Origin of the sequence: Streptococcus halitosis (assembly GCF_027691175.1) — a bacterium.
In the GTDB taxonomy this organism is placed as follows: Bacteria; Bacillota; Bacilli; order Lactobacillales; family Streptococcaceae; genus Streptococcus; species Streptococcus halitosis_A.
Window position 1 is genome coordinate 788,469 of the sequence record NZ_JAQFBD010000001.1, and the last position, 23,342, is coordinate 811,810.

Here is a 23,342-nt window from a genome sequence, read left to right on the forward strand (position 1 = left end):
ACCTTGATTCATTTTAAAAGAATAGGTAGGAGTTGTTTTGAATGGATGATAAGACAGAGATTCTGTCTATTGGACTGGGTGGCTTTTTACTACCTCTGGGGAAAGTTAAAGGAGATAAGCATGTATCTTGCTATCAAAGAAATAGTAAGAAACAAACTTCGATATAGTTTGATTCTAACTACCATTTTTCTTATCGCTTTTATGGTCTTTTTTATGACCAGTCTAGCTCTTGGTCTTGTGCGAAATAACCGAGCAGCTATTGATAATTGGCAAGCAACGGGTATCGTTTTATCCAACTACGCAAATGATAATTTGACGGCATCCTTTATTCCTGAAAAGGACTACAAGGATAAGAGATCTGAAGAGGCTGCTCCATTGGGCTATATGTTCGCTGTAACCAATCTAGTCGATGGTAGTGAAAAGGTCAATGTTTCCATTTTTGCTCAAGACTGGGACTCTTTTATCTCTCCTAGTTTGACGGAGGGACGTTATCCTGAAGGAGATGATGAGGTTGTTGTGGATCAGTCTTTTGGGAACTATGGGATGAAGCTAGGTGATGCCATTCAGCTCAATGGAAGCGAGGCAAGCTACAAGATTGTAGGCCTGACTCAAGGAAATAAGTTTTTCACCGAGCCTGTTGTCTTTACGAGTCTGACAACTTATTGGACCTTACAAGGAACCTTGAAAGCCAATCGTTCCATCTCTGCCTTGGTATTGAAAAATGACAGAGAAGTGACTGGCGACGGACTGAAACAGATTTCCATTCCAAAAATGATATCGAAAATTCCTGGCTACACACCTCAGGTTAATGTATTTTCAGGGATGATTCTCGCTATGATTGTTATCACAGGCTTGATTGTGGGGATTTTTGTTTATATCATTACCATCCAAAAACTAGGTCTTTATGGAATAATGCGAGCTCAGGGAATACAAATCAAAACCATTGTATGGTCTCTATTCTGTCAAATCTTCCTCCTAGCTGGTATGGGGATTGCTTTAGCCTTGCTTGCTATTGGTGGAGTGATTTTGGTCTTACCAGCTACCTTCTTTTTCTATCCAAGTTGGATTGCCTACTCTGTCCTAAGCTTGGTAATTTCCTTGATGGCCCTTTTAGGTGGTGTCATTTCACTTCCACGCTTGCTAAAGGTGGACCCGATTACTGCAATTGCAGAATGATAAGGAGAATAGTATGACAGCATTGATTGAAATGACTCAAGCGACAAAAACCTACGGGGAAGGAAAGATGAAAGTCGTTGCCCTACATGAGACGAATTTTCAGCTAAATGCGGGAGAGTTCGTAGCTATTGTTGGGCCTTCTGGCTCTGGAAAGACAACCTTTCTAACGACTCTAGGACAACTTCAGGAAGCATCGAGTGGAAAGATTCTAGTCAAAGGGAAGGAAACAGGCAGTTTGACGGAGAAGGAAAAAACAGATCTCCGTTTTAGAGAGTTTGGTTTCATTCTTCAGGCTTCAAACCTAATTCCGTTTCTAACGGTCAAGGAACAGCTGGATTTGATTGACAAACTGGATAAGGGAAAAAATAGTAAAAGTGACCGAAAAGAGCTCTTTGACTTGTTGGATTTGGAAAAAGTAAAAGATCATTATCCCAAGGCTCTATCGGGTGGTGAACGTCAACGCGCGGCGATAGCTAGAGCGCTCTATAACAATCCAAGCATCGTGCTTGCAGATGAGCCGACAGCCAGTCTAGACACCGAGCGTGCTTACCAAGTAACGGAGATGTTGGCTGCCATTGCTCATGAACAAGGCAGAGGAGTTGTCATGATCACTCATGATACACGCCTTCTTGATAAGGTTGACCGTATTTATGTCATGAACGATGGCCACCTAGTTGAAGAAACACATGCATAAAATAGAGTGAATAGTACAAGTTACTGTTCACTTTTTTGATTGGGAAAGATAGAAACAAGTTTAACTTTTTGTGAAACTCTCAGTAACCATAGCTGATTTTTGAGAAATGTGGTATAATTTTTCTTATGGAAAAGATTATCATTACAGCAACTGCTGAAAGTATTGAACAAGTTGAACAGTTACTCGAAGCCGGAGTAGACCGTATCTATGTCGGTGAGAAAGATTTTGGCCTTCGTCTGCCAACAACCTTTAGTTATGAAGACTTACGCACCATCGCTAATCTCGTTCATGAAGCTGGCAAAGAATTGATTGTCGCGGTTAATGCCCTCATGCACCAAGATATGATGGACCGTATTAAGCCATTCCTAGACTTCTTGGAAGAAATCAAGACAGACTATATTACAGTAGGAGATGCAGGTGTCTTTTATGTGATCAACCGTGATGGCTATTCCTTTAAGACCATCTACGATGCTTCAACCATGGTGACAAGTAGTCGTCAGATTAACTTCTGGGGTCAAAAGGCTGGCGCCTCTGAGGCTGTCTTGGCCCGTGAAATTCCATCTGCTGAGCTCTTCAAGATGCCAGAGATTTTGGAAATTCCTGCTGAAGTGTTGGTTTACGGGGCTAGTGTCATTCACCATTCTAAGCGTCCGCTCTTGCAAAACTACTATAACTTCACGCACATCGATGATGAAAAGACACGTAAACGTGACCTCTTCTTAGCAGAACCGAGTGACCCTGAGAGCCATTACTCTATCTTTGAAGACAATCATGGCACCCACATCTTTGCAAATAACGACCTTGATTTGATGACCAAATTGACAGAATTAGTAGAACATGGTTTCACTCACTGGAAGCTAGAGGGGCTCTACACACCTGGTCAGAATTTTGTAGAAATTGCTAAACTCTTTATCCAAGCACGTAGCTTGATTCAAGAGGGGAATTTCAGCCATGACCAAGCTTTCTTGTTAGATGAGGAAGTGCGCAAGTTACACCCTAAAAACCGTTTCCTCGACACAGGATTCTATGATTACGATCCTGATATGGTTAAATAGGACACCAAAACCCGAAATAAAAATGTTCGGGTTTTTCCAGTGTATCCATGAAATAAAAACGGATACATGTTATAATAAAAATAGCTCTTTAATGGAGGTATTTAAGTGGAGAATCTGAAAAAGATGGCAGGTATCAAGGCTGCTGAGTTTGTCAAGGATGGTATGGTTGTTGGACTCGGTACTGGATCAACTGCCTACTATTTCGTAGAAGAAGTAGGTCGTCGGATCAAGGAAGAAGGTTTGCAGATTACTGCTGTGACAACTTCCAGTGTGACTAGTAAACAGGCTGAAGGACTAAACATCCCACTCAAGTCGATTGATCAAGTGGATTTTGTCGATGTGACAGTTGACGGGGCGGATGAAGTAGATAGTCAGTTCAACGGGATCAAAGGTGGTGGTGGTGCCCTTCTGATGGAGAAGGTTGTCGCAACGCCCTCAAAAGAATACATTTGGGTGGTCGATGAAAGCAAACTGGTAGAGAAACTAGGTGCTTTTAAATTGCCTGTGGAAGTGGTTCAGTATGGTGCAGAACAGGTCTTTCGTCGGTTTAAGCGAGCTGGCTACAAACCAAGTTTCCGTGAAAAAGACGGTCAACGTTTTGTGACCGATATGCAGAACTTTATCATTGACCTAGCCTTGGATGTCATTGAAGATCCAATTGCTTTCGGGCAAGAATTGGACCATGTCGTTGGTGTCGTAGAGCATGGCTTGTTCAACCAAATGGTGGATAAGGTCATCGTAGCGGGACGAGATGGTGTTCAGATTTTAACTTCAAAAAAAGCAAACTAATCAAAATAATAAGGAGACAGACTATGTCAAAATTTAATCGTATTCACTTGGTGGTACTGGATTCTGTGGGAATCGGTGCTGCACCAGATGCCAATAACTTTGTCAATGCAGGAGTTCCAGACGGAGCTTCTGACACACTGGGACACATTTCAAAAACAGTTGGTTTGAATGTGCCAAACATGGCTAAAATCGGTCTAGGAAATATTCCTCGCGAAACGCCTCTAAAGACTGTACCAGCTGAAAGCAATCCAACAGGATATGCAACAAAATTGGAAGAAGTGTCCCTTGGTAAGGATACCATGACTGGTCACTGGGAAATCATGGGACTCAACATTACCGAGCCTTTCGATACTTTCTGGAACGGATTCCCAGAAGAAATCCTGACAAAAATCGAAGAATTTTCAGGACGCAAGGTCATTCGTGAAGCCAACAAACCTTACTCAGGAACTGCTGTTATCGATGATTTTGGACCACGTCAGATGGAAACTGGGGAGTTGATTATCTATACTTCAGCTGACCCTGTTTTGCAAATTGCTGCCCACGAAGATATCATTCCTTTGGATGAACTGTACCGTATCTGTGAATACGCTCGTTCAATTACCCTTGAACGTCCTGCTCTTCTGGGTCGTATCATTGCCCGTCCATATGTTGGTGAACCAGGTAATTTCACTCGTACGGCAAATCGTCGTGACTTGGCCGTTTCCCCATTTGCACCAACTGTTTTGGATAAATTGAACGAAGCTGGTATCGATACTTACGCTGTTGGTAAAATCAACGATATCTTTAATGGCGCTGGTATCAATCATGACATGGGCCACAACAAGTCAAACAGCCACGGAATTGATACATTATTGAAGACCATGGGACTTGCTGAGTTTGAAAAAGGATTCTCCTTCACAAACTTGGTTGACTTTGATGCCCTTTACGGCCACCGTCGTAATGCTCACGGTTATCGTGATTGCTTGCATGAGTTTGATGAGCGCTTGCCTGAAATTATCGCTGCCATGAGAGAGAACGACCTTCTCTTGATTACTGCGGACCATGGAAATGACCCAACCTATGCAGGAACAGACCACACTCGTGAATATATCCCACTTTTAGCTTACAGCCCTAGTTTTAAGGGAAATGGTGTCATTCCAGTTGGACATTTTGCAGATATCTCAGCTACAGTTGCGGATAACTTTGGTGTTGAAACTGCCATGATTGGGGAAAGTTTCTTAGATAAATTGGTATAAGATGACGCGACACGCTTTACTGGTAAGGGGCATTAATGTTGGTGGAAAAAATAAGGTTGTCATGGCGCAACTTCGTCAAGAACTGACAGAGTTGGGACTGGAAAAGGTTGAAACCTACATCAACAGTGGCAACATTTTCTTTACTTCGACAGCTCCCAAAGCCCAATTGGTTGAAAAGTTAGAGGCATTCTTTGAAGTCCATTATCCATTTATTCAGAGCTTTTCCTTGCTGAGTCTTGAGGACTTTGAAGCGGAACTTGAAAATCTGCCTGAATGGTGGACCAAAGATTTGACACGAAAGGATGTGATCTTCTACACGGAGAGCTTGGATGTGGATCAAGTCATCGAGAAAGTGAACAGTTTGGAACTGAAAGATGAAGTGGTTCATTTTGGAAGACTTGGGATTTTCTGGGGGAAAATCTCAGAGGAATCCTACTATGCAACTGCCTATCATAAGTACTTGCTCAAGATGCCTTTTTATCGCAACATCACCATTCGCAATGCAAAAACCTTTGACAAAATCGGTCAAATGCTAAAAAATAATAAAGGAGACACAGAATGACATTTTTAGATAAGATCAAGGAAACAGCTGCTTTTCTGAAAGATAAAGGAATCCAAGCGCCTGAGTTCGGTCTAATCCTTGGATCAGGACTAGGAGAATTGGCAGAAGAAATCGAAAATCCAGTTGTAGTAGACTATGCAGACATTCCAAACTGGGGCCGTTCGACAGTAGTCGGTCACGCTGGTAAATTGGTATATGGAGAACTTGCAGGTCGCAAGGTCTTGGCTCTTCAAGGTCGTTTTCATTTCTATGAAGGAAATCCTCTTGAAGTCGTGACTTTCCCAGTACGTGTAATGAAAGTCCTCGGATGTGAAGGTGTCATTGTAACCAATGCAGCTGGCGGTATTGGATTCGGTCCTGGTACTTTGATGGCTATCTCAGACCATATCAATATGACGGGGGAGAACCCATTGATGGGTGAAAACTTGGATGACTTTGGTCCACGTTTCCCTGATATGTCTAAAGCCTACACACCAGAATACCGTGCTACTGCCCATGAAGTGGCCAAGAAACTTGGTATCAAGCTTGATGAAGGTGTCTATATCGGTGTAACCGGTCCGACTTATGAAACACCTGCAGAGATTCGTGCCTATAAGACATTGGGAGCAGATGCAGTTGGTATGTCCACTGTTCCTGAAGTTATTGTGGCAGCCCACTCAGGCTTGAAAGTTCTCGGTATTTCATGTATCACTAACCATGCTGCTGGTTTCCAAGAAGAACTCAATCATGAAGAGGTTGTAGAAGTGACTGAACGTGTCAAAGGTGACTTCAAAGGTTTGGTTAAAGCTATTCTTGCTGAACTCTAATCCTATGAAAGCACGACTCCAAAGCCTGCCCTACGGACTGAGGCTACTTCTAGCCACTCTATCATTGGGAATAGGGACGGGTCTGGTTGGAATTGCTTGCCATTATTTACTAGAAAGTGTGCAATGGCTGGCTTTTGGCCAAGCTAGTTCGGATTTACTCCAACAATTCCAAGAAGCTGGGACTCTCCGTAGATTCCTAGTCTTATGTATAACAGGATGCTTGGCAGCTGGCTTCTGGTATATCCTGCAAAGGCGCCATAAGATCTTCTCTATTCGTCAGCAAATTGACCTAGCTGGAGCCAGGAGTCCTGCACCCTTAGCCCACCTCCTTCATGCAGGTATGCAGGTTGCGATTGTCGGAGCAGGTGCATCGGTCGGAAAAGAAGGAGCACCACGCGAGGTTGGGGCTCTTCTAGCTGGTCACTTGTCAAAGGGGTTCTCTCTAGCCCTTAAAGAACGGAAGGTGTTGGTTGCCTGTGGGGCAGGAGCTGGACTATCTGCGGTCTATCAGGTTCCCTTTGCTAGTAGCTTGTTTGTCTTTGAGACCTTAGGACTTACCTATAGTTGGCAGAACTTTTTGCTGGTTTTGGCTAGTACTTATCTGGCAACCTGGGTGGCTCAGCCCATTGTTGGTCAGGATGCTATTTATCACCTATCTGCGGTCTCATGGTCGGTCAGCGGTTTCTTACAAGCTATCCTGATTGCGTTATTGGTCACTCCTCTAGCACTAGTTTTTCGATCCTTAGCCAAGCAAGCTAATCGTAAACGGCGCAAGGATGAGTCGATCCTTTGGGCTCTTCCTCTAGCCTTTCTAGTGTTGGGGAGCCTTGTATCCTTTTTCCCTATCTTTATGGGAAATGGTCAGGTACTAGCGCAAGCCTTGTTATCTCACCAGCCGGTTCCCTATCTTCCACTGGCTCTTGTAATGAAGGGGTTTCTGGTTTATCTCCTCTTACGCAATGGTGCCTATGGGGGAACCTTGACACCATCATTTTCCTTGGGGATTGGGTCTGGTTATTTAGTGACCTTGCTTTTGACAGTAGTTGGCGTCCATCTGAATCCAGCTCTAGGAATGCTACTAGGAGCAACAGTCTTTTTAGGGACGACCTTACATGCTCCTCTAACGGCTATTGCCCTAAGCCTTGGATTTACAGGTCAGGATTGGAGTTTGACAATACCGCTTGTACTAGCGGCAGGAATGTCTTATGTGATTCGAAAGAGATGGGAGAGAGGACAATGAAGGTACATTTTGTACTGCATGAAACATTTGAGGTTCCGGGTGCTTATCTAAAATGGGCTCTGGAACGAGGTCATCACATTACATCAACAAAGGTTTATGAAAAAGAACCTCTGCCTGAAACAATTGATGGAATTGATTTTCTGATTGTCATGGGTGGTCCTCAATCACCTGATGAGGATAGAGAAAACTTCCCATACTATGATCCAAAGGCTGAGATTGCTTTTATGAAAGAAGCGATTGCTGCAGATATCTATATTGTTGGTGTCTGTCTTGGTGCGCAGCTCCTATCTGTTGCCTATGGCGCGGAGTATGAGCACAGTCCTGAGCGCGAGATCGGCGTTTATCCTGTGACATTGACGATGCAAGGTCTAACAGATCCTCATGTTAGCTTGTTCGGAAAAACCTTAGAAACTAGCCACTGGCATGGTGATATGCCAGGGCTGACAGAGGATGCTGTTGTTCTTGCGACGAGTCAAGGTTGTCCACGTCAGATTATTCGCTTCAGTCCGAAACATTATGCCTTTCAGGCTCATTTGGAATTTGATGCAGAAGCAGTAGAACTCTTAATTACTGCAGATGGTGAAGAGCAATTAAGAGAGCAAAGTGAAAAGTTACCTTTTGTTCAGACACCAGAAGAATTACGTGGAAACGATTATTCTGAAATGAATGCAAAACTGTATGCATTTTTAGACTCATTGGTAAACTAGGAACTACAGAAAGGCAGGATTCCAACTTTGAACGAGAACTTGGAATCATCCTACTATGAAATCAAAAGGTGTAGTAGGTATTTAATACTACCCATCTTTAAACTTTATATAAAAAGAAAGGTAGAGCGAGGTGTTCTGATTTGAACACGAGCGGAAAACTTTTCTAAAAACATTGAAAGGTAGGGTAGTTTGGTTTTGAATTGAACCCGTGCTATTCTCCTATTTATCATCTAAATTAAGAAAGAAAGGAATTGAACCCACCCTAAAAGCAGTGGGAAAAAGATAGTTGGTCTAGCGAGCATAGCTCACTGCACCCAACTCCTATTTTCCCTTCGCTTTTTGACGGGTTTGGTATCTTTCTAAATATCAAATATAAATTAAAGAAAGGATGGGCTCCTTGTATTCACTGAACTGAATACGGGCGGAGAACTGTGTAAAAAAGATAAACTGTCTAGCATCTGTGATGCGTCGTCAGTTTCCTATTTTTACTTTGTTCTCTGTCGCCCTTTATATCTTAACTATGTCTGTCCATATTGCTGCTCAGCAGGGTGAAATTGCTGATAAAATTCTTCTTCCGGGGGATCCACTTCGTGCGAAATTTATTGCGGAGAATTTCCTTGAAGATGCTGTTTGTTTTAACGAAGTGCGTAACATGTTTGGTTACACTGGTACATACAAGGGTCACCGTGTATCGGTCATGGGAACTGGGATGGGGATGCCATCCATTTCGATTTATGCGCGTGAGTTGATTGTGGACTACGGTGTAAAGAAATTGATCCGCGTGGGAACTGCTGGTTCTTTGAATGAAGATGTCCACGTCCGTGAATTGGTTTTGGCGCAAGCAGCTGCAACCAACTCAAACATCATCCGCAATGACTGGCCACAGTATGATTTCCCACAAATCGCTAGCTTTGATTTGCTAGACAAGGCCTACCATATCGCCAAAGAACTTGGTATGACAACCCACGTTGGAAACGTCTTGTCATCAGATGTCTTTTACTCAAACTACTTTGAAAAGAACATCGAGCTTGGTAAATGGGGAGTCAAGGCTGTGGAAATGGAAGCAGCAGCTCTTTACTATCTTGCTGCCCAACACCACGTTGATGCACTTGCTATCATGACCATTTCTGATAGCTTGGTCAATCCAGATGAAGACACCACTGCAGAAGAACGCCAAAATACCTTCACTGATATGATGAAGGTCGGCTTGGAAACCTTGATTGCAGAGTAATCAGAGAATAGCTTTTCAATTACATTAGTTACAAGAACTGTTGTAAGTGATCTATTTTCAATATCTAAGCAATAATAAAGGAAGAGTTGAAAATCAGATTGCTGGAGCAATGGATTTTCAACTTTTTTAGAACTCAGTTTAAGGAGAAATGTGATGGATAAAATTGAACAATTACAAGACTTGATAGATCAAAGCCAACGGATTGTTTTCTTTGGAGGGGCAGGAGTGTCAACCGAGTCTAATATCCCAGATTTTCGTAGTTCAGATGGTGTTTATAGTCATCAGTTAGGCCGTCATTTTACGGCAGAGCAACTCGTTTCTCGAACCATGTTTGAGCGCTATCCAGAAGATTTTTTTGACTTCTATAAAAAATACCTGATTTATCCAGAAGCCAAGCCTAATGCTGCTCACGCTTATCTAGCTGCTTTGGAAAGGACAGGTAAGCTAAAGGCTGTTGTGACACAAAATATCGATAGTCTTCATGAAATGGCTGGCTCCCAAAAGATCTTTAAATTGCATGGGAGCGCGGACCGGAATTACTGCCTAGGTTGTCAACGATTCTATGACTTAACTGCTTTTCTGGCCCTTGAGGGACCTGTTCCCCACTGCTTAGACTGTGGCAAGGTGGTTAAGCCTGACGTGACCTTGTATGAAGAATCACTTGACATGGATGTCTTTAGCCAAGCTGCACAAGCTATTCGGCAAGCTGACTTGCTGATAATTGGTGGGACTTCCTTGGTTGTTTATCCTGCAGCTAGCCTAGTAAACTATTTTTCTGGGACAAATCTGGTCCTTATCAATAAAACCAGTATTCCACAAGACAGCCAAGCTACATTGGTCATTGAAGGCAAGATTGGGGAAGTCTTTTCGAAATTGAGACAATAAAAGAATTTTAGAAGATAGTAACAAAACCTTGTTACTTGAAAGCGAAAAATTTCTCATTTATTGACCACTATCTAGCTCTTTGAGAGTTATTAAAAACTGGCTGAGAAAATCAAAACACCTTCACTGATATGATGAAGGTCGGCTTGGAAACCTTGATTGCAGAGTAAAATGTAAAAGAAAATCCTGATTTCAAGTGGAATCAGGATTTTTTCATGGATGTGATTTTTTCGGGGTCTGGTGTGACACGGAGGGTCCTTTGTCCAGTATAAGTAACAAAACCGGGTTTGCCACCAGTTGGTTTGTTGAGTTTTTTAACTTCAATCATATCCACTTGCACGAGATTTGACAAGCGCCCTTTGGAAAAGTAGGCAGCCAGTTCGGCCGCATCTGTCTTGACTTCATCAGAAGGATTGAGATTTCCTGAGATGACGACGTGGCTTCCTGGAATGTCCTTGGCGTGGAACCAAAGTTCTTCCTTGCGGGCCATTTTAAAGGTCAATTCCTCATTTTGAAGGTTGTTTCGACCGACATAGATAATGGTTTTGCCATCGCTCGCCAGATACTGTTCTGGTTTTTTGCGTTTCTGAATTTTCTCGCGTTGGCGTCTTCTGATGAAGCCAGTTTGAATCAATTCTTCACGGATTTCAGCGATTTCCTCTAGTCCAGCTTGGTTGAGTACGGTTTCGACACTTTCTAGATAAAGAATGGTGGCCTTGGTTTCTTCGATCAACTCAGTCAGGTATTTGACAGCTTCTTTGAGTTTCTGGTAACGTTTAAAATAGCGTTGGGCATTCTGACTGGGTGTTAGAGCCTTATCAAGCGCAATGGTGATAGGTTGATTGGTGTAGTAGTTGTCCAAGGTAACCTGATCTTGGTCATTAGGCACTTGATGGAGGAAAGTTGTCAGCAATTCTCCTTTTTGGCGAAATTCCTCAGCATTGTCTGTCGCTAGTAACTCTTTTTCTTGTTTTTTAAGTTTATGTCGATTTTTCTGAAGTTCATTTTCAACACGACGAATGAGCTCACTGGCTTGCTGTTTGACACGGTCTCGTTCAGACTTGTCCTTATAGTAGGTGTCCAGCAAGTCAGAAAGGCTGGCAAAAGGCTCTCCTACACGATTCGCAAAAGGAACTGGACTGAAGGAAGTCTCTGTTAAGCATGGCTTGGTTTTTTGACTGAAAAAGTTACGGAAAGTAGACAGTTTATCACTGACAAGAATGTTTTCCAATTCATTTGCTGTATCGCGTCCTAAACCTTGAAAGAGGCTTTGAAGATTTTTTGCTGTTAGTTCTTGGGTTTGCAGAATTTCAAAGAGCTTTTCATCCTTGACAGTATAAGGATTGAGAGATTCGGTACTAGGCGGAGCAATATAGGTTGAACCTGGAAGTAAGGTGCGGTAGCTATTTTGTGAAAAGCCGACGTGTTTGATGACTTCGAGGATTTTATGGCTACTTTTATCTACGAGGAGAATATTACTGTGTTTGCCCATAATCTCGATAATCAAGGTAGCCTGAATATGGTCCCCAATCTCATTTTTATTGGAAACGGTAATTTCCACAATACGGTCGTTTTCCACTTGCTCAATCGACTCAATCACGGCGCCTTGTAAATACTTTCTCAAAACCATGATAAAAGTAGAAGGTTGGGCTGGATTTTCAAAAGTAGTTTGGGTCAGCTGGACGCGACCAAAAACGGGATGGGCAGAGAGGAGCAGGCGATGGCTTTGGCGATTGCTGCGGATTTGCAAGATCAACTCTTGTTCAAAAGGCTGATTGATTTTCTGAATGCGACCATTGACCAACTCGCTTCGCAATTCCTCAACCATATGGTGTAAAAAAAATCCGTCAAATGACATCGTTCTCTCCTTGTGATTGTATTCCATAGTATTATATCAAAAAGGTAGAATAAAATCATGGAAATATGGTATAATAAAGCCAAGTAAAGAGAATCGAGAAGTACATGTATATTGAAATGGTAGATGAAACTGGTCAAGTTTCACAAGAAATCTTGCTCCAAACCCAAGAAATTTTGGAATTTGCAGCCCAAAAAATAGGAAAAGAAGACAAGGAGATGGCAGTTACTTTTGTGACCAATGAGCGTAGCCACGAACTCAATCTCGAGTACCGTGATACAGATCGTCCGACAGATGTCATTAGCCTTGAGTATAAACCAGAGTTGGACATTGCCTTTGATGAGGAAGATTTGCTTGAAAATCCTGAATTAGCAGAGATGGTGTCTGAGTTTGATGCCTATATTGGGGAACTGTTCATCTCTATCGATAAAGCGCATGAGCAGGCTGAGGAATACGGTCACAGCTTTGAGCGTGAGATGGGCTTCTTGGCCGTACACGGCTTTTTACACATTAACGGCTATGATCACTACACTCCGGAAGAAGAAGCGGAGATGTTCGGTTTACAAGAAGAAATTTTAACAGCCTATGGACTCACAAGACAATAAACGAAAATGGAAAAATCGTGACCTGATATCTAGTTTAGAATTTGCCCTGACAGGCATTCTGACTGCCATCAAGGAAGAACGCAATATGCGAAAGCATGCAGTGACGGCTCTAGTGGTCATCCTTGCAGGTTTTGTTTTTCAGGTGTCACGGATCGAATGGCTCTTTCTCCTGATGAGCATTTTCTTGGTAGTAGCCTTTGAGATTATTAACTCTGCTATCGAAAATGTGGTGGATCTAGCCAGTCACTATCACTTTTCTATGTTAGCGAAGAAAGCCAAGGACATGGCGGCTGGTGCCGTACTTGTGGTTTCCCTTCTTGCTGCGGTGATTGGTGCACTTATCTTTCTCCCACGCATTTGGGATATACTATTTTAAACACTAAGAGGAAATTATGACATTTAAATCAGGCTTTGTAGCCATTTTAGGGCGTCCCAATGTTGGGAAGTCAACCTTTTTGAATCACGTCATGGGGCAAAAGATTGCTATCATGAGTGACAAGGCGCAGACAACGCGCAATAAAATCATGGGGATTTACACCACGGATAAGGAGCAAATCGTCTTTATCGATACACCAGGGATTCACAAGCCTAAGACGGCTCTTGGAGATTTTATGGTGGAATCTGCCTACAGCACCCTTCGTGAAGTAGATACTGTTCTCTTCATGGTGCCAGCTGATGAGCCACGTGGTAAGGGCGACGATATGATTATCGAGCGTCTGAAGGCTGCCAAGGTTCCAGTTATTTTGGTGGTCAATAAGATTGACAAGGTCCATCCAGACCAGCTTTTGGCTCAGATTGATGACTTCCGTAATCAAATGGACTTTAAGGAAATTGTTCCTATCTCAGCCCTTCAAGGAAATAACGTTTCTCGTCTAATTGACATCCTTAGTGAAAATCTTGAGGAAGGGTTCCAGTATTTCCCAGCTGATCAAATCACAGACCATCCAGAGCGTTTCTTGGTTTCAGAGATGATTCGTGAGAAAGTCTTGCACCTAACGCGTGAAGAAATCCCTCACTCAGTTGCAGTGGTAGTTGACTCTATGAAGCGTGACGAAGAGACAGACAAGGTTCATATCCGGGCAACCATCATGGTCGAGCGTGATAGTCAAAAAGGTATTATCATCGGAAAAGGTGGCGCCATGCTCAAGAAAATTGGGACCATGGCCCGTCGTGATATCGAACTCATGCTAGGGGACAAGGTTTTCCTAGAAACTTGGGTCAAGGTCAAGAAAAACTGGCGTGATAAAAAGCTAGATTTGGCTGACTTTGGCTATAATGAAAAAGAATACTAAGTAGAGGTGGGCTCATGCCTGCTTCTTGTTTTTACAGAAGGAGGAACTATGCCTGAATTACCTGAAGTTGAAACGGTTCGTCGTGGCTTAGAGAAATTAATTTTGGGAAAGAAGATTTCAAGTATAGAGATTCGTTATCCTAAGATGATTAAGACAGATTTGGACGAGTTTCGAAAGGAAGTGCCTGGTCAAGTAATTGAGTCAATAGGACGCCGTGGGAAATATTTGCTTTTTTACCTGACAGACAAAGTCTTGATTTCCCATTTGCGGATGGAGGGCAAGTATTTTTACTATCCGGATCAGGTTCCTGAACGCAAGCATGCCCATGTTTTCATTGAGTTTGAAGATGGAGGAACGCTTGTTTATGAGGATGTACGCAAGTTTGGCACCATGGAACTCTTGGCGCCTGACCTTTTGGATGCCTACTTTATTTCTAAGAAACTAGGCCCTGAGCCCAAAGATCAGGACTTTGATTTGCAGGTCTTTCAAGCTGCCCTAGCTAAGTCTAAAAAGCCTATCAAATCTCACCTTTTAGACCAAACCTTGGTAGCTGGCCTTGGTAATATCTATGTGGATGAGGTTCTTTGGCGAGCTCAGATTCATCCAGCTAGACTTTCCCAGACTTTGACGGCAGAAGAAGCGTCAGCTATTCATGACCAGACCATTGCTGTTTTGGGACAGGCAGTCGAAAAGGGCGGTTCCACCATTCGGACCTATACCAATGCCTTTGGGGAAGACGGAACCATGCAGGACTTCCATCAGGTCTATGATAAGACTGGACAAGCATGTTCGCGCTGTGGGACAGTGATTGAGAAATTCCAGCTCGGTGGACGGGGAACTCATTTTTGTCCTCAGTGTCAAAGGAGGGGCTGATGGGAAAAATCATCGGAATCACAGGAGGAATTGCTTCTGGTAAGTCAACTGTGACAAATTTTCTAAGACAAAAAGGCTTTCAAGTGGTCGATGCTGACGCAGTCGTCCACCAACTACAAAGACCTGGTGGTCGTCTTTATCAGGTTTTAGTCCAGCATTTTGGACAGGAAATCATCCTTGAAAATGGAGAACTCAATCGCCCTCTCCTGGCTAGTCTCATCTTTTCAAATCCTGAGGAACGGGAATGGTCTAAACAAACACAAGGAGAGATAATTTGTGAGGAATTGGCTGCATTGCGAGACCAGTTGACTCAGACAGAAGCGATTTTTTTCATGGATATTCCCCTGCTTTTTGAACAGGACTACAGTGCCTGGTTTGATGAAACATGGCTGGTCTATGTGAACCGTGATGTTCAGGTGGAACGTTTCATGAAAAGGGATCATATTTCTAAGGAAGTAGCAGAGTCTCGTTTGGCCGCCCAGTGGTCTTTAGAAGAAAAGAAAAAATTAGCGAGTCATATACTAGATAATAATGGCAGTCGTGATCAGCTTGTGAGTCAAGTAGTGAAGTTACTTGAAGGAGGCGATAGCTGTGCAAGAGATTAGTTGGAAAGAGAATCTTCGTGTCGCCTGGTTTGGTAGTTTTCTAACGGGCGCCAGCATTTCCTTGGTCGTTCCTTTCATGCCTATCTTTGTAGAGCAGTTGGGAATTGAAGGAGACCAAGTTGCTTTCTATGCTGGATTAGCCATCTCGGTTTCGGCTGTTTCAGCAGCTCTAGTTTCTCCCATCTGGGGTATTCTTGCTGACAAATATGGTCGAAAGCCCATGATGATTCGAGCAGGTCTTGCCATGACCATTACCATGGGAGGTTTGGCCTTCGTGCCAAATATCTATTGGCTACTCTTTCTGCGCTTGCTCAATGGTGTATTTACTGGTTTTGTCCCCAATGCAACAGCCTTGATTGCTAGTCAGGTACCTAAAGATAAGTCTGGAGCGGCTCTGGGGACTCTATCTACAGGTGTTGTTGCAGGAACACTGACGGGCCCCTTTGTTGGAGGCTTTATTGCTGAAATTTTTGGCATTCGTAATGTCTTTTTATTGGTAGGTGCTTTCTTATTTTTAGCTGCAATCCTAACCATTTTCTTTATCAAGGAAGATTTTCAGCCAGTGGCTAAGGAGAAGGCTATCCCAACGAAAGAAGTATTTTCTTCTTTCAAGTATCCTAGGCTTTTAGTGAATCTATTTTTGACGAGCTTTGTCATTCAATTTTCAGCTCAATCAATTGGCCCCATTCTGGCTCTCTATGTGCGGGACTTAGGGCAGACTGAGAATCTCCTCTTTGTATCAGGATTAATCGTATCCAGCATGGGATTTTCTAGCATGATGAGTGCTGGAATTCTAGGAAAACTTGGCGATAAGGTAGGGAATCATAGATTGTTGGTCGCGGCGCAGATTTATTCCGTCATCATTTACCTTCTTTGTGCCCATGCAACCAGCCCCCTTCAACTTGGCTTGTATCGTTTTCTCTTTGGTTTGGGAACGGGAGCTCTCATACCGGGAGTCAATGCCCTTCTCAGCAAAATGACTCCCAAATCAGGTATTTCAAGGATCTTCGCCTTCAACCAAGTCTTTTTTTACCTTGGTGGAGTGATCGGACCTATGGCGGGATCCGTAGTTGCAGGATATTTGGGCTACCATGCTGTCTTTTATGCGACAGCAGCCTGTGTAGCTTTTAGTTGTTTATGTAACTTAGTGCAATTTAGATCGTTATTAAAAGTAAAGGAAATCTAGTGCGAGTAAAAATCAATCTCAAGTGCTCCTCTTGTGGCAGCATGAATTATCTAACCAGTAAGAACTCCAAAACTCATCCTGACAAGATTGAGGTTTTAAAGTATTGTCCCAAGGAAAGAAAAGTAACCCTACATCTTGAATCTAAGTAGATTTTATGGTAAAATAATAGGGATTTTAAGGAGTTTGATATGTATAACCTATTGTTAACCATTTTATTAGTATTATCTGTTGTGATTGTGATTGCGATTTTCATGCAACCGACTAAGAACCAATCCAGCAATGTATTTGATGCCAGCTCAGGTGATTTGTTTGAACGTAGTAAAGCGCGTGGTTTTGAAGCTGTGATGCAACGTTTGACAGGTATTTTAGTCTTTTTCTGGCTAGCCATTGCCTTAGCATTGACGGTATTATCAAGTAGATAAGAAATGGGCGAGACTAGGTCTTAGCCTATTTTTATTTTTAATGACACTTCTAAAGTTATCAATCAAAAAGAAATTATAAAAATCTAGAAAGAAAACATGAAAGATAAAATTAAAGAATATTTGCAAGAGAAGGGGCGAGTGACGGTAAATGACCTAGCTCAGGCTCTCGGAAAGGATGGATCCAAGGATTTCCGTGAGTTGATTAAAACCCTGTCTCTGATGGAAAGAAAGCACCAGATTCGTTTTGAAGATGACGGTAGTTTATGTCTGGACCAAAAGAAGAAACATGAAATTACCCTCAAAGGGATTTTTCATGCCCATAAAAACGGCTTTGGCTTTGTCAGTCTAGAAGGAGAAGAGGACGACCTTTTTGTAGGAAAAAACGATGTCAACTATGCTATTGATGGCGATACCGTTGAGGTCGTTATCAAGAAAGTCGCTGACCGTAACAAGGGAACTGCTGCAGAAGCAAAAATTATCGATATCCTAGAGCATAGCCTGACGACAGTTGTCGGGCAAATCGTTCTGGATCAGGAAAAGCCCAAGTATGCGGGCTACATTCGTTCAAAGAATCAGAAAATCAGCCAACCGATTTATGTGAAGAAACCGGCTATCAAGTTGGAAGGTACTGAAGTTCTCAAGGTCTTTATCGACAAATACCCAAGTAAGAAACATGATTTCTTTGTCGCTAGTGTGCTAGACGTGGTGGGGCACTCGACTGATGCTGGGATTGACGTTCTTGAAGTCTTGGAATCCATGGATATTGTTTCAGAATTTACAGAAGCTGTTCTCAAGGAGGCAGAAAGTGTACCAGATGCTCCGTCTCAAAAGGATATGGAAGGGCGTCTTGATTTAAGAGATGAGCTTACCTTTACCATTGACGGCGCGGATGCCAAGGACTTGGACGATGCAGTTCACATCAAGCCTTTGAAAAATGGCAATCTAGAACTCGGAGTTCACATCGCAGATGTTTCCTACTATGTGACCGAGGGTTCTGCCCTCGACAAGGAAGCCCTTAATCGCGCGACTTCTGTCTACGTGACAGACCGTGTGGTACCAATGCTTCCTGAACGATTGTCAAATGGCATCTGCTCTCTCAATCCTCAAGTAGATCGCTTGACCCAGTCTGCTATTATGGAAATTGATAAACATGGTCGTGTAGTCAACTACACCATCACGCAAACGATTATCAAGACTAGTTTTCGTATGACCTATAGTGCTGTTAATGATATCCTAGCTGGTGATGAGGAGAAGAGACAAGAGTATAAGAAAATTGTTCCTAGTATTGAGTTAATGGCCAAGCTTCATGAAAGGCTAGAAAGCATGCGTGAGAAACGTGGTGCCCTTAATTTTGATACCAGCGAAGCTAAGATTTTGGTGGATAAAAAAGGCAAGCCTGTGGATATTGTCCTTCGTCAACGTGGCGTTGCTGAGCGGATGATTGAGTCCTTCATGTTAATTGCCAACGAAACAGTGGCGGAACACTTTAGTAAACTGGATCTACCTTTCATTTATCGGATTCACGAGGAGCCCAAGGCTGAAAAAGTTCAGAAGTTTATTGATTACGCTTCAAGCTTTGGATTGCGAATTTATGGAACTGCTAGCGAGATTAGCCAGGAGGCCCTTCAAGACATCATGCGTGCTGTTGAGGGAGAGCCTTATGCGGATGTGTTATCCATGATGCTTCTCCGTTCTATGCAACAGGCTCGATATTCGGAGCATAACCACGGCCACTATGGATTAGCGGCAGACTATTACACTCACTTTACCAGCCCGATTCGCCGTTATCCTGACCTTCTAGTCCATCGGATGATTCGGGATTACGGCCGTTCCAAGGAAATAGCAGAGCATTTTGAGCAAGTGATTCCAGAGATTGCAACCCAGTCTTCCAACCGTGAACGTCGTGCCATCGAGGCGGAGCGTGAAGTCGAAGCCATGAAAAAGGCTGAGTACATGGAAGAATACGTGGGTGAAGAGTACGATGCGGTTGTATCCAGCATTGTCAAGTTCGGTCTCTTTGTCGAATTGCCGAACACAGTTGAAGGCTTGATTCACATCACCAATTTGCCTGAATTTTATCATTTCAACGAGCGTGATTTGACTCTTCGTGGAGAGAAGTCAGGTATTACCTTCCGTGTAGGACAGCAGATTCGTATTCGCGTTGAAAGAGCCGATAAGATGACAGGTGAGATTGACTTCTCTTATATCCCAAGTGAGTTTGATGTCATCGAAAAAGGCTTGAAACAAGCTGGACGCAAAGACAGAGGTCGTAGTTCAAGTCGTCGTTCAGACAAGAAGGAAGACAAGAGAAAATCAGGGCGCTCGAATGATAAGCACAAGCATTCACAAAAAGATAAAAAGAAAAAAGGCAAGAAACCTTTTTACAAAGAAGTAGCTAAGAAAGGAGCCAAGCATGGCAAAGGGCGAGGGAAAGGTCGTGGCACAAAATAAAAAAACGCACCACGACTATACAATCGTAGATACGCTAGAGGCAGGAATGGTCCTGACCGGAACTGAAATCAAGAGCGTTCGAGCTGCTCGAATCAATCTCAAGGACGGTTTTGCCCAAGTAAAAAATGGGGAAGTCTGGCTGAGCAATGTTCATATTGCCCCTTACGAAGAGGGCAATATCTGGAACCAGGAACCGGAACGACGTCGCAAACTTCTACTCCATAAGAAGCAAATTCAAAAATTGGAACAAGAGATCAAAGGGACAGGAATGACCCTTGTTCCCCTCAAAGTCTATCTCAAAGATGGCTATGCCAAGCTTCTTTTAGGACTTGCCAAAGGGAAGCATGACTATGATAAACGCGAATCCATCAAGCGTCGTGAACAAAACCGCGACATCGCGCGTGTGATGAAAGCTGTCAACCAGCGTTAAGAAGAGGAAGTAAAATGCAAAAATTAATTGCTTATAAACGGATGCCCTTGTGGAATAAACAGACTATGCCTGAAGCAGTTCAGCAAAAGCACAATACTAAAGTCGGCACTTGGGGAAAAATTACTGTCTTGAAGGGTGCTCTCAAGTTTATTGAGTTAACAGAAGATGGTGAGGTTCTAGCTGAGCACCTCTTTGAGGCAGGAGCAGACAACCCCATGGCGCAACCGCAAGCCTGGCACCGAGTGGAAGCTGCCACTGATGATGTAGAATGGTACTTGGAATTTTATTGTAAAGCAGAGGATTATTTCCCTAAGAAATACCAGACCAATCCAGTCCATTCAGAGGTCCTAGAGGCTATGCAGACGGTGAAACCAGGAAGAGCCTTGGATTTGGGTTGTGGTCAAGGACGTAACTCTCTCTTTCTCGCACAGAATGGTTTTGATGTGACAGCTGTTGATCAAAATGAATTGTCCCTTGAAATCTTGCAAAGCATTGTGGAACAAGAGGATCTAGACATGCCTGTCGGACTTTATGATATCCATTCAGCCAGCATCGGGCAAGCCTATGATTTTATCGTATCAACTGTTGTTCTCATGTTCCTACAAGCGGACCGCATTCCAGCTATTATCCAAAATATGCAGGAGCACACCACGGTTGGTGGTTACAATCTTATCGTCTGTGCTATGGATACGGAGGATTATCCTTGCTCGGTTAACTTCCCATTCACCTTTAAAGAAGGGGAATTAGCAGACTACTACAAGGATTGGGAGTTGGTCAAGTACAATGAAAATCCAGGGCATCTGCACCGTCGCGATGAGAATGGCAATCGCATTCAACTACGATTTGCGACCATGCTAGCTAAGAAAATCAAGTAAATCAAATCTTTACAGGCGAATAGAAACCACTTTGCAAGGTTTCTATTCATTTTTATTTGTGGCGTCAGATTGGGGGAAGCAGGATTTTATGCTATACTAGAAGTAGGAAATCAGAGTAGTAGAACTGTGTTGCTGACACTCTCAGCGAGAGAAAGTCTTTATGATGGAGGTGGTCCAATGACGAGTCTTTTGGTGGAATTGTATGATCGGCATGTATTGGAAAAGAATGTCTACCAAGCCTTTGTCAGTGATTGTGACGAGATTCTCTTCCTTTCTTTGACAAAAATAAGCAATGAAGAGAAAGTCTCTCTCCGTCAGTTTATCATGGAAGAAGTGCCTCATATTCAACGAGTGACCTTTCGTCAGTTATCCTTAGAACAACTGTCTGATCAGTTAGATTATTGTCTAGCAGACTATGACCATGTAATCCTTGATATCTTTGGTGGTGATTCGTTATTGGCAATTTCTCTCTATCAATATGGCTTGGATCGCCACCTCCCCATCGTTGCCATGGATGTTGAAAGAGGAAAACAATACAAGTGGGTAGCTGGCCAGTTGGAAAAAGAAGGTTTGGACATTCCAACCCTAAGCATCCAACAGTTGATAGTCTTGCGTGGTGGAAAAATGCTCAAATCAAAACGCCCTATCCACTCAGCTCAGCAAATTGCGGCCATTAAAAAACTAGCCAGCTCAGCTATTTCCAATCCCGCCCACTGGTATCAAGTAACCCAATTTTTCTCTCTAGCTAAGACCAATGACCTGCATGCTGAAACCGAAAAGATACTGGAAAACAACGGCAAGTATTACCTCTATCCAGAATCCCTTATCCCCTTACTAGTAGAAGCGGGGATGCTTCGTATTGAAAGCGAGGACAAGAGGCGAGTAAGCTATAGCTTTCCAAGTCAAGAATCCCAAGTCTTTTGTCGCAACAAAGGGCATATTTTAGAGTTGTATCTCTACCTCTTGGCGCTCGAATCTCAACTATTTGATGAATGCATGATAGGCGGTGAGATTGATTGGAATGGTATCTTTCCAGAGGCAGACAATGTTCAAAATGAGATTGATGTCATTCTGAGAAAGGGGCGCTCGATTACCTTTATCTCCTGCAAGATGACAGATTTATCAGTTGAAGCCATCAATGAACTAGAAGTCTATGCCAATCATTTTGCTGGGGAGAGCTGCCTCAAGTTAATTGTTTGTACGGGAAAAATCAATCCCGTTTATGCCAATCGTTGCCAGGAATACGGGGTGCTCGTCATTAGGAGCGAGCAGATACCCAATCTTATTCCCATGCTGAAAAAATACTCTAAGAGACAAAAAAGATAAGAAATAATATCATGAAAGACTGGATTCCAGTCTTTTTGACTTCTTTTTCGAATAAAAAAGAAAAGGAGGTAAACCATGTTTGTAGCTAGAGATGCCAAGGGAAATTTGGTAAATGCCCTCGAAAAAGACGTGACTAGGCAAGATTATACTTGTCCAGCCTGTGGGGGCGGACTACGATTGCGCCAAGGACAGAGCATTCGAACGCACTTTGCCCATGAAAGGTTAAGAGATTGTATCGCTATTTTTGAGAATGAAAGTCCAGAACACTTAGGCAACAAAGAGGCCTTTTATCATTGGGTCAAGAAGGACAATCAAGTCGCCTTAGAATATAGTCTGCCCGAGATTCAGCAGATAGCAGATGTTCTCGTCAATGAGAAACTAGCTCTGGAGGTTCAGTGTAGCCCCTTGTCTCAAAAGCTTTTAGGCGATAGAAGCCAAGGATACCGTAGCCAGGGCTATCAGGTTATCTGGCTACTGGGAGAAAAACTCTGGTTAAAAGAGCGATTAACACAACTGCAAAGGGGATTCCTCTATTTTAGTCAAAATATTGGTTTCTATGCCTGGGAACTAGATTTTAAAAAGCAAGTTTTGAGACTCAAATATCTTTTACATCAGGACCTACGTGGCAAGCTTCATTTTCAGGTTAAGGAATTTCCCTATGGTCAAGGAAATCTCTTGGAAATTTTACGATTTCCTTATCAGAAACAAAAACTGTCTTGTTTTGCAGTTGTGCAAGATACCACTATCTGTCACTACATTCGCCAACAGTTGTACTACCAAACCCCTTACTGGATGAAAAAACAGGAGGAGGCTTATCAACAAGGAGACAATTTATTAAACCGTCAACTGGACGACTGGTATCCCCAAATCAAGCCGATAGAATCAGGTGATTTTTTGCAGATTAAAACGGATTTGACTAGCTATTATAGAAATTTTCAGGCTTACTATCAAAAAAATCCGAAAAATAATCGCCAAAAGCTTTATCCACCAGCCTTTTATCACTTATATTTCTCGAAAAATGTGGTAAAATAGAAAGGATGGAGGA

Annotated in this window: 25 protein-coding genes; 24 read left to right on the forward strand and 1 reads right to left on the reverse strand. The window is 42.9% G+C overall.

What is annotated here, in order from left to right:
• Positions 1-120: 120 nt before the first annotated feature.
• The 11 genes from PG086_RS03870 to PG086_RS03920 all read left to right on the forward strand — a co-directional run bounded on the left by PG086_RS03870 (position 121) and on the right by PG086_RS03920 (position 10,380).
• A complete protein-coding gene (locus PG086_RS03870) occupies positions 121-1,176 on the forward strand; it encodes an ABC transporter permease (protein ID WP_270747868.1) in 1,056 nt (351 codons plus the stop codon).
• A gap of 13 nt (positions 1,177-1,189) precedes the next feature.
• On the forward strand, positions 1,190-1,870 hold the full coding sequence (locus PG086_RS03875) for an ABC transporter ATP-binding protein (RefSeq protein ID WP_270747869.1): 681 nt from the start codon (positions 1,190-1,192) through the stop codon (positions 1,868-1,870).
• 125 nt (positions 1,871-1,995) lie between these two features.
• Entirely contained in the window at positions 1,996-2,925 is a 930-nt protein-coding gene (locus tag PG086_RS03880) for a peptidase U32 family protein (RefSeq protein ID WP_270747870.1), read from the forward strand.
• Between the two features lie 105 nt (positions 2,926-3,030).
• Positions 3,031-3,714, forward strand: a complete 684-nt coding sequence (gene rpiA / locus PG086_RS03885) for a ribose-5-phosphate isomerase RpiA (RefSeq protein ID WP_270747871.1) — start codon at positions 3,031-3,033, stop codon at positions 3,712-3,714.
• Positions 3,715-3,737: 23 nt separating this feature from the next.
• Positions 3,738-4,949, forward strand: a complete 1,212-nt coding sequence (locus PG086_RS03890; RefSeq protein ID WP_000033119.1) for a phosphopentomutase — start codon at positions 3,738-3,740, stop codon at positions 4,947-4,949.
• Between the two features lies 1 nt (position 4,950).
• Positions 4,951-5,511 (forward strand): DUF1697 domain-containing protein, encoded by a 561-nt coding sequence (locus PG086_RS03895; protein ID WP_270747872.1) that lies wholly within the window; start codon positions 4,951-4,953, stop codon positions 5,509-5,511.
• Positions 5,508-6,317 carry a purine-nucleoside phosphorylase gene (locus PG086_RS03900; RefSeq protein WP_270747873.1) on the forward strand — a complete coding sequence of 270 codons (810 nt, stop codon included), beginning with the start codon at positions 5,508-5,510 and terminating at the stop codon, positions 6,315-6,317. Before PG086_RS03895 ends, PG086_RS03900 begins: the two co-directional genes overlap by 4 nt.
• Positions 6,318-6,321: 4 nt before the next feature.
• A complete protein-coding gene (locus PG086_RS03905) occupies positions 6,322-7,557 on the forward strand; it encodes a chloride channel protein (RefSeq protein ID WP_270747874.1) in 1,236 nt (411 codons plus the stop codon).
• Positions 7,554-8,264: a type 1 glutamine amidotransferase gene (locus tag PG086_RS03910; RefSeq protein ID WP_268719412.1), complete on the forward strand. Its 711-nt coding sequence runs from the start codon at positions 7,554-7,556 to the stop codon at positions 8,262-8,264. The genes PG086_RS03905 and PG086_RS03910 overlap by 4 nt, the downstream gene beginning before the upstream one ends.
• Positions 8,265-8,784: 520 nt before the next feature.
• Positions 8,785-9,495: a purine-nucleoside phosphorylase gene (gene deoD / locus PG086_RS03915; RefSeq protein ID WP_270748247.1), complete on the forward strand. Its 711-nt coding sequence runs from the start codon at positions 8,785-8,787 to the stop codon at positions 9,493-9,495.
• Between the two features lie 153 nt (positions 9,496-9,648).
• Complete coding sequence (locus PG086_RS03920; protein WP_125418006.1) at positions 9,649-10,380, forward strand: NAD-dependent protein deacylase; 732 nt, start codon at positions 9,649-9,651, stop codon at positions 10,378-10,380.
• A 199-nt stretch (positions 10,381-10,579) separates the two neighbouring features.
• Here PG086_RS03920 and pavA read toward each other — a convergent pair whose 3' ends face one another.
• The gene (gene pavA, locus PG086_RS03925) at positions 10,580-12,235 is read right to left on the reverse strand and encodes an Rqc2 family fibronectin-binding protein PavA (protein WP_270747875.1); all 1,656 of its coding nucleotides are present in this window, start codon (positions 12,233-12,235) and stop codon (positions 10,580-10,582) included.
• 104 nt (positions 12,236-12,339) lie between these two features.
• Between pavA and ybeY the strand changes: the two genes are divergently transcribed.
• The 13 genes from ybeY (at position 12,340) to PG086_RS03990 (ending at position 23,329) form a co-directional block, all read left to right on the forward strand.
• Entirely contained in the window at positions 12,340-12,837 is a 498-nt protein-coding gene (gene ybeY, locus PG086_RS03930) for an rRNA maturation RNase YbeY (protein WP_270747876.1), read from the forward strand.
• Positions 12,818-13,213, forward strand: a complete 396-nt coding sequence (locus PG086_RS03935; protein WP_096407529.1) for a diacylglycerol kinase family protein — start codon at positions 12,818-12,820, stop codon at positions 13,211-13,213. Before ybeY ends, PG086_RS03935 begins: the two co-directional genes overlap by 20 nt.
• Positions 13,214-13,229: 16 nt before the next feature.
• Positions 13,230-14,129: a GTPase Era gene (gene era / locus PG086_RS03940; protein ID WP_000143274.1), complete on the forward strand. Its 900-nt coding sequence runs from the start codon at positions 13,230-13,232 to the stop codon at positions 14,127-14,129.
• Between the two features lie 48 nt (positions 14,130-14,177).
• Positions 14,178-15,002 carry a DNA-formamidopyrimidine glycosylase gene (gene mutM / locus PG086_RS03945; protein ID WP_270747877.1) on the forward strand — a complete coding sequence of 275 codons (825 nt, stop codon included), beginning with the start codon at positions 14,178-14,180 and terminating at the stop codon, positions 15,000-15,002.
• Positions 15,002-15,607 carry a dephospho-CoA kinase gene (gene coaE, locus PG086_RS03950; RefSeq protein ID WP_270747878.1) on the forward strand — a complete coding sequence of 202 codons (606 nt, stop codon included), beginning with the start codon at positions 15,002-15,004 and terminating at the stop codon, positions 15,605-15,607. The genes mutM and coaE overlap by 1 nt, the downstream gene beginning before the upstream one ends.
• Positions 15,594-16,793 (forward strand): multidrug efflux MFS transporter, encoded by a 1,200-nt coding sequence (locus PG086_RS03955; RefSeq protein WP_270747879.1) that lies wholly within the window; start codon positions 15,594-15,596, stop codon positions 16,791-16,793. The genes coaE and PG086_RS03955 overlap by 14 nt, the downstream gene beginning before the upstream one ends.
• Positions 16,793-16,942, forward strand: coding sequence for a 50S ribosomal protein L33 (gene rpmG, locus PG086_RS03960; protein ID WP_007519517.1), 150 nt, complete (start codon positions 16,793-16,795; stop codon positions 16,940-16,942). Before PG086_RS03955 ends, rpmG begins: the two co-directional genes overlap by 1 nt.
• Before the next feature lie 39 nt (positions 16,943-16,981).
• The gene (gene secG, locus PG086_RS03965; protein ID WP_000282517.1) at positions 16,982-17,215 is read left to right on the forward strand and encodes a preprotein translocase subunit SecG; all 234 of its coding nucleotides are present in this window, start codon (positions 16,982-16,984) and stop codon (positions 17,213-17,215) included.
• Between the two features lie 96 nt (positions 17,216-17,311).
• Positions 17,312-19,666, forward strand: a complete 2,355-nt coding sequence (gene rnr / locus PG086_RS03970) for a ribonuclease R (protein WP_270747880.1) — start codon at positions 17,312-17,314, stop codon at positions 19,664-19,666.
• Positions 19,629-20,096 (forward strand): SsrA-binding protein SmpB, encoded by a 468-nt coding sequence (smpB, locus tag PG086_RS03975; protein ID WP_270747881.1) that lies wholly within the window; start codon positions 19,629-19,631, stop codon positions 20,094-20,096. Before rnr ends, smpB begins: the two co-directional genes overlap by 38 nt.
• A gap of 14 nt (positions 20,097-20,110) precedes the next feature.
• Positions 20,111-20,971 carry an SAM-dependent methyltransferase TehB gene (gene tehB, locus PG086_RS03980; RefSeq protein WP_270747882.1) on the forward strand — a complete coding sequence of 287 codons (861 nt, stop codon included), beginning with the start codon at positions 20,111-20,113 and terminating at the stop codon, positions 20,969-20,971.
• 177 nt (positions 20,972-21,148) lie between these two features.
• On the forward strand, positions 21,149-22,297 hold the full coding sequence (locus PG086_RS03985) for a hypothetical protein (RefSeq protein WP_270748248.1): 1,149 nt from the start codon (positions 21,149-21,151) through the stop codon (positions 22,295-22,297).
• Between the two features lie 75 nt (positions 22,298-22,372).
• Entirely contained in the window at positions 22,373-23,329 is a 957-nt protein-coding gene (locus tag PG086_RS03990; RefSeq protein ID WP_270747883.1) for a competence protein CoiA, read from the forward strand.
• The last annotated feature ends 13 nt before the right edge of the window (positions 23,330-23,342 follow it).

Bases quoted from the DNA above. Each gene is read 5' to 3' on its own strand.
- PG086_RS03870 (WP_270747868.1), top strand. From the start codon at position 121: ATGTATCTTGCTATCAAAGAAATAGTAAGAAACAAACTTCGATATAGT.
- PG086_RS03875 (WP_270747869.1), top strand. From the start codon at position 1,190: ATGACAGCATTGATTGAAATGACTCAAGCGACAAAAACCTACGGGGAA.
- PG086_RS03880 (WP_270747870.1), top strand. From the start codon at position 1,996: ATGGAAAAGATTATCATTACAGCAACTGCTGAAAGTATTGAACAAGTT.
- PG086_RS03890 (WP_000033119.1), top strand. From the start codon at position 3,738: ATGTCAAAATTTAATCGTATTCACTTGGTGGTACTGGATTCTGTGGGA.
- PG086_RS03895 (WP_270747872.1), top strand. From the start codon at position 4,951: ATGACGCGACACGCTTTACTGGTAAGGGGCATTAATGTTGGTGGAAAA.
- PG086_RS03900 (WP_270747873.1), top strand. From the start codon at position 5,508: ATGACATTTTTAGATAAGATCAAGGAAACAGCTGCTTTTCTGAAAGAT.
- PG086_RS03905 (WP_270747874.1), top strand. From the start codon at position 6,322: ATGAAAGCACGACTCCAAAGCCTGCCCTACGGACTGAGGCTACTTCTA.
- PG086_RS03910 (WP_268719412.1), top strand. From the start codon at position 7,554: ATGAAGGTACATTTTGTACTGCATGAAACATTTGAGGTTCCGGGTGCT.
- deoD (WP_270748247.1), top strand. From the start codon at position 8,785: ATGTCTGTCCATATTGCTGCTCAGCAGGGTGAAATTGCTGATAAAATT.
- PG086_RS03920 (WP_125418006.1), top strand. From the start codon at position 9,649: ATGGATAAAATTGAACAATTACAAGACTTGATAGATCAAAGCCAACGG.
- pavA (WP_270747875.1), bottom strand. From the start codon at position 12,235: ATGTCATTTGACGGATTTTTTTTACACCATATGGTTGAGGAATTGCGA.
- ybeY (WP_270747876.1), top strand. From the start codon at position 12,340: ATGTATATTGAAATGGTAGATGAAACTGGTCAAGTTTCACAAGAAATC.
- PG086_RS03935 (WP_096407529.1), top strand. From the start codon at position 12,818: ATGGACTCACAAGACAATAAACGAAAATGGAAAAATCGTGACCTGATA.
- era (WP_000143274.1), top strand. From the start codon at position 13,230: ATGACATTTAAATCAGGCTTTGTAGCCATTTTAGGGCGTCCCAATGTT.
- mutM (WP_270747877.1), top strand. From the start codon at position 14,178: ATGCCTGAATTACCTGAAGTTGAAACGGTTCGTCGTGGCTTAGAGAAA.
- coaE (WP_270747878.1), top strand. From the start codon at position 15,002: ATGGGAAAAATCATCGGAATCACAGGAGGAATTGCTTCTGGTAAGTCA.
- secG (WP_000282517.1), top strand. From the start codon at position 16,982: ATGTATAACCTATTGTTAACCATTTTATTAGTATTATCTGTTGTGATT.
- rnr (WP_270747880.1), top strand. From the start codon at position 17,312: ATGAAAGATAAAATTAAAGAATATTTGCAAGAGAAGGGGCGAGTGACG.
- smpB (WP_270747881.1), top strand. From the start codon at position 19,629: ATGGCAAAGGGCGAGGGAAAGGTCGTGGCACAAAATAAAAAAACGCAC.
- tehB (WP_270747882.1), top strand. From the start codon at position 20,111: ATGCAAAAATTAATTGCTTATAAACGGATGCCCTTGTGGAATAAACAG.
- PG086_RS03985 (WP_270748248.1), top strand. From the start codon at position 21,149: ATGACGAGTCTTTTGGTGGAATTGTATGATCGGCATGTATTGGAAAAG.
- PG086_RS03990 (WP_270747883.1), top strand. From the start codon at position 22,373: ATGTTTGTAGCTAGAGATGCCAAGGGAAATTTGGTAAATGCCCTCGAA.